Annotated in this window: 6 protein-coding genes and 2 pseudogenes; 2 read left to right on the top strand and 6 right to left on the bottom strand. The window is 70.9% G+C overall.

Annotated elements, in window-relative coordinates:
- Positions 1-307: pseudogene (locus ACE3O1_RS14855) on the top strand (hypothetical protein); the annotation flags it as partial.
- Between the two features lie 7 nt (positions 308-314).
- Here ACE3O1_RS14855 and ACE3O1_RS14850 read toward each other — a convergent pair.
- The 6 genes from ACE3O1_RS14850 to ACE3O1_RS14825 form a co-directional block, all read right to left on the bottom strand.
- On the bottom strand, positions 315-776 hold the full coding sequence (locus tag ACE3O1_RS14850) for an N-acetyltransferase family protein (RefSeq protein WP_374316365.1): 462 nt from the start codon (positions 774-776) through the stop codon (positions 315-317).
- Between the two features lie 29 nt (positions 777-805).
- Complete coding sequence (locus ACE3O1_RS14845) at positions 806-1,147, bottom strand: HNH endonuclease (RefSeq protein ID WP_374316363.1); 342 nt, start codon at positions 1,145-1,147, stop codon at positions 806-808.
- 59 nt (positions 1,148-1,206) lie between these two features.
- Positions 1,207-1,845, bottom strand: coding sequence for a signal peptidase I (locus tag ACE3O1_RS14840; protein ID WP_374316361.1), 639 nt, complete (start codon positions 1,843-1,845; stop codon positions 1,207-1,209).
- Positions 1,842-2,729, bottom strand: a complete 888-nt coding sequence (locus ACE3O1_RS14835; RefSeq protein WP_374316359.1) for a hypothetical protein — start codon at positions 2,727-2,729, stop codon at positions 1,842-1,844. Before ACE3O1_RS14835 ends, ACE3O1_RS14840 begins: the two co-directional genes overlap by 4 nt.
- Before the next feature lie 50 nt (positions 2,730-2,779).
- Positions 2,780-3,334: a hypothetical protein gene (locus ACE3O1_RS14830; protein WP_374316357.1), complete on the bottom strand. Its 555-nt coding sequence runs from the start codon at positions 3,332-3,334 to the stop codon at positions 2,780-2,782.
- A gap of 84 nt (positions 3,335-3,418) precedes the next feature.
- Positions 3,419-3,979 carry an alternate-type signal peptide domain-containing protein gene (locus tag ACE3O1_RS14825; protein WP_374316355.1) on the bottom strand — a complete coding sequence of 187 codons (561 nt, stop codon included), beginning with the start codon at positions 3,977-3,979 and terminating at the stop codon, positions 3,419-3,421.
- A gap of 524 nt (positions 3,980-4,503) precedes the next feature.
- Between ACE3O1_RS14825 and ACE3O1_RS14820 the strand changes: the two are divergent.
- Positions 4,504-4,879 (top strand): annotated as a pseudogene (locus ACE3O1_RS14820) (HNH endonuclease); the annotation flags it as partial.

The raw sequence follows: 4,879 nt of genomic DNA, 5'->3' as shown, positions 1-4,879 counted from the left end.
CGTGCTCGGGCTCGTTGCCGTGGCGACGCCGTTCGGGGGCGCCCGGCGGGCGCGACTCTTCATCGTGCCGAGCATCCGCGCCTTCCTCCCGAGCGACGAGACGATCGTCATGCTCGGGCGCGAGACCTCGGTCAACGGCCGCATCGTCTCGGTCTTCGGGCCGTACGATCCGCACATCCCCGAGGGCAGTGCCCTGGACGGGGCGACGAACGTCGTCGTGCCGGCACCCGGTCACTTCCGCGTGCTCGCCTCCGCCCAGACCCACCGCGCCGTGCTCGACGGGATCGGCATGCTCACCGCCGGCTGAGCGGGCGTCAGCCGGTCGCGGGACGCCAGACGAGCGTGTGCCCGGTCGCCTGGAACGACTCGTTCCCCGCGAGCTTGCCGGTGGTGGTGGACTCCCACACGAAGCCGACCGCCTCGTAGAACGCCCGGGCGCTGTTGCCCTCCAGCACCTCGAGCTCGACGGGTCCGGTCGCACGATCGAGCATGTGCTGCACCAGCGCGCGGCCGATGCCCCGGCGATACAGCCCCGGGTCGACATAGGCCCAGGTGATCTCGTCGGACGAGCCGGCGATGAAGCCCGCGACGCGGCCGTCGAGTTCGGCGACGAAGACCTCGTCGTCGAACAGGCCCTCGTTCTCGTAGGTCGCCTCGAGGTCGAGGTAGGCATCGAGCAGCCCGGCGCCGCCGAGCTCGTCGAGGCGGGCGGCGTCGTGGATGCGCCGGATGTCGTCCCAGTCGCGGGACTCGTAGGGGCGGACGGTGATGCTCATGCGAAGACTCCTGCCGATCGGTCGCGCGGTCACGCCCGCCACGCACTGAGGATCTCGACATGACGCAGCAGGAAGGCGCGCTCATCGAGCCGCTTGCGGCGCAGCCACGAGGTGACCTCGTCGTTGCTCTTGCTCGCGTTGCACGACCGGCACGCCGGCACGACGTTCTCGAACGTGTAGCGCCCGCCGCGCGAGATCGGGAGCACGCAGTCCTTCTGGAACGGTCCGGCGTCGGTCCCGCAGTACGCGCACGCGCCCCAGGCCTCCACGATCGACGCCCATTCGTCCAGGGTCAGGTCGTTGTCGGCCGCCGCGACGCGTCGCGCGCGGCGACGGGCCGCCCGCGCACGGCGGGTGTTGCTGACGGGCATGGTGCGAGGGTAGCGGGGGGTGGTCGAAGCGAGCGGATGCCGCGCGCCGCGGCATCCGGTTACCTGGCGTCCGCGAACTCGTGCTCGCGCGACGTGTCGGGCTCGTCCGCGTCGGTGTCGGGCTCGGCGTTCGCGCGGCGACGGTCGCGGAAGCCGAGCGCGATGGCGACGACGCCGTAGACGAAGAGCGCCGCGACGACCACGGGCAGCGCCCAGGCGCGCGCTTCCCCGCTGACGACGTTGTTGATCCAGCCGATGTACGGCACCGAATACCAGAGCTCGCCGACGATCTGCACGGGCCGGACCGGCTCCGGGTCGTCGGCGTCGTTCGCGTCGCCCCGCGTGATGAACAGCGGGGTGCCGTCGGCCGCGGCGCCGACGGCCACCACCCGGTGGGTCACCACCTCGGGGCGGCCGGACTCGAGCTGGTAGGTGATGACGTCGCCCAGGTTGATCTCCTCGACGGCCACCGGCGCGACGACCACGAGCGTCCCCGGCGCGTACTGCGGGGCCATGGAGCCGGTGAGGATCGTGTAGGGCTTGGCGCCCGTGACCAGCGGCAGGACCACGACGAACACGGCCAGGAGCGCGACGGCCGCCAGCAGCACCCAGGACAGGGCCTGGAGGAGCATCCGCAGGAAGGACACCCGCTCCTCCTCGGATTCGGCGGCTGTGTTCGGGGCGAAGTGAGTGCTCATGCGCAGGCCAGACTCTTGGTGAAACCGGTGGACGGGGCGGACGACGAACGGAAGCCGAGCTTGGCGACGGCGACGACCACACCGGCTCGCTTGATCGTCACGTAGGTGTCGGCGTCCTCGGTGCCGGAGCTCGCCGGATTGGTGAGCGTCAGCGTCGTGCGCGCGTTGCCCGTGACGTTGCCGCTGAGGGTGGCGCCGGTGTCGTTGCGCACGATCGTGTAGTTGCCGGGCTGCGCCTGCGCCGGCAGCGTGAGCGTCACGCCGGTGCCGGTGGAGGTGCAGGCGGCCCAGCCGGTGCTCGACGCTGCGAGCGGTGCCTGCTCCTGGGCGGTCCAGTTTCCCTGCGCCGCCGTTGCGGTCGTGGTCAGGTTCAGCGCCGGAGCGGGTGCCGCCGCACCGGACGGCGTCCGGGTGTCGGTGTCGGTGACGACCAGCTTGATGCAGGCGAAGACGGTCGCGCCGGGCGCGACGGGAGCGGTGGAGGACCATGACGACGCTCCCAGAGCGCTCTGCGGGGCGATTCCCGCGTAGGTCGCGTCGCTCTGGCAGACGTCCGAGGCGGCCGTGAAGGCGACCTGGACGGTGGCGGCGGCTTCGGGGCCGAAGCCGGACGCGGCCTGTACCGACACGGTCTGGCCCGACCACGGCGTCGCGCCGCTGTTCGCGAGCGGGGCCGCGTGATAGGTCGTGCCGGCCCAGCCCGTGAAGCTCGATCCCGCGCCCGCGGTCGTGACCGCGTACGGCGCGATCGCGAAGGTGCTCGCCTGAGCCGACGCGGCGACCTGCGTGCTCACCGCCCAGAAGGCGGTGGCGGCGAGCGGGGAGACGACGACCAGCGCGAACGCGGCGACCAGCGCGGTGAGGAACTTCGCTCGCTTCGTCATGATCTGCTTTCGCGTGTCTGTGGGTGGGGTCGTCGGTCGGGCTGCGAGGGTCAGGGTGCGACCTGCGTGCCGGTGAGGCTGACGGTCACGGCGGCGGTCTGGCCCTGGGTGCCGTTCGGTGCGCTGGCGTCCAGGCTCTGCCACACGCATAGGGTGCGGCTCGCACCCGCCTCGATCGAGGTCGGGGCCGACGCGGTGAGCCCGGCCGCGGTGCCGCTCCAGCGTCCGCTGTCGGCGGGCGGTGCGGCGGGCGGGGTGGCGGCGCAGACTCCGGTCTGCACGCTCGCCGTGAGCACGACGCTGGAGGCGAGCGCGCCGGTGGCGCCGAAGGTCGCGGCGAGGCCGAGGGCGACATCACCCGTGTTGGAGAGGGTCCGCGCGGCGATGAGCTGCGCGGGACCGCCGGGATAGACGCCGGATCCCGAGCCGCCCTCACCGGAAACGGTGAGAGCGGCCTGACCGGTGGAGACCGAAACGCCCTGGGTCTGCGTGCTCGAGACGAAGGAGCTCAGCGTGCCCGGCGCGACGAGCACGGCGACAGCGACGACCGCGGCCAGCAGGCCGGCTGCTCCGACCGGAGCTCCTGCCTTCTTGTTGCGGGACATCCTGTGCCTCTTTCGGACGGTTCGGGTAGGGGTGGGGCGGGATGGAGCCGGGCGAGGTGTCCCGCCGGCTCCATCCGGTCGGCGTCAGGGCGTGGTGGCGCCGTTGGCGTTCTGGGTGACCGTGACGGTGGTCGCGCCGAGGTTCCAGCTCTGGTTCATGGTCGCCGCTGCGGTGTCGTTGGTCGCGTTGGCGCCGAAGGGCCAGGTCAGCGTGAAGACGAGCTGGCCGTTGGCGGTGCCGCCGGCGACCGTGAACGAGCTGCCGGCGATCGCCGCGCTGTTGTAGGTGCCCGCGACGCTCGAGGTCAGGTGGGCGGGGACGGAGGCGAACCCGCCCCAGCTGACGGCGCCGGTCGCGGTCAGGTTGGTGCCGTTGGCCTTGGTCTGGAAGGGGACCGTGTAGATGATCTGGTCGCCGGGGACCATCTTGTACGAGGCCAGCGTGCTCGTGATGTCGGTCGTGGTGCTCCCGCGCTTGACCTGCCAGGTGGCGCCCGAGGTGAGTGCGACGTTCAGCTCACCGGTCTGGATCGTGGCCGAGGTGGTCGACGCGCTGCCCTGCCAGTAGGCGAGCGACCCGCCGCCGCCGAGCAGCAGTGCGATTCCGGCGGCGATGGCGATCGTGCCCTTCATGGACTTCTTCATGTCTGTTTCTCCATCGGGTGGGCGGGTCTGGGGCCCGCATGTCCTTCGGCTCCGCGGTGCGCTTCGCCTGATGAGAACAGCCTGGAAGGCCGACCTCGCTGTTCTCACGCGGGAGCCGCAACGTTTCCGCAAGGAATCCGCGAGGGTTGCCCGAACCGCAAGATCGAGCACTGTGCTTGCGCAGGTCTCCGTGAGAGCGCTTCCATGTGCTCGATTCGGAGCGATCGACGAGGCGAGGAAAAGAAATCACAGAAAGATAACGCCGAACCCTTGTCGTCGTTATCTCGCCGTTATAGAGTGCTTGCACGGTAGTTGTTTTGCTGTGGCAGCTGCCGGCATGTGATTGCAGGACACTCTTGGTGCAAGGGACAAGGGCCGGTCGGGAGCCTCTCCGACCGGCCCTTACTCTTTCCGCGGTGGCGCCGGCCCGCCCCTCCTCCACAGGCGCGTCTTTCCCGCGACTTTCCACACTTGACCAGGCCTTTTCCTTCGAGGGTGTCCGAGCCCCTCCGCACAATGGGGGGATGACCAGTGCACCGACGACCGAGGCTCGCGAGCTCGCCGTGCTCGATTCGCTGGTCACGAGCATCACCGAGGCGCGCTCGGCGATCGCGTCGCTCCAGTCGCTCGAGCTCACCCTCCTGGCGGCGGCCGAGGCCCTCGCCGACGAGCAGACGTCACGCCTCGACTCGCACGACAGCCGTCGGCGCGAGATGCCGCGACGCGTGATCGCGGCAGAGATCGGCACGGCGACGCGCACGAGCGACCGCGCGGTCCAGCGGCGCATGAACGAGGCAGCCGTCCTCGCCCGAGAGTTCCCTCTCGCCCTGCGTGCGCTGGGCGCGGGGCGCATCGAGCGGTTGCACGTGGCGGTGATCCTCGAGACCGGTGGGGCGATGA

This window comes from Microbacterium sp. (assembly GCF_041909575.1).
Classification (GTDB): Bacteria; Actinomycetota; Actinomycetes; order Actinomycetales; family Microbacteriaceae; genus Microbacterium.
The sequence above is the reverse complement of the archived record's forward strand: the minus strand, read 5'-3'. Positions and strand labels throughout refer to the sequence as shown.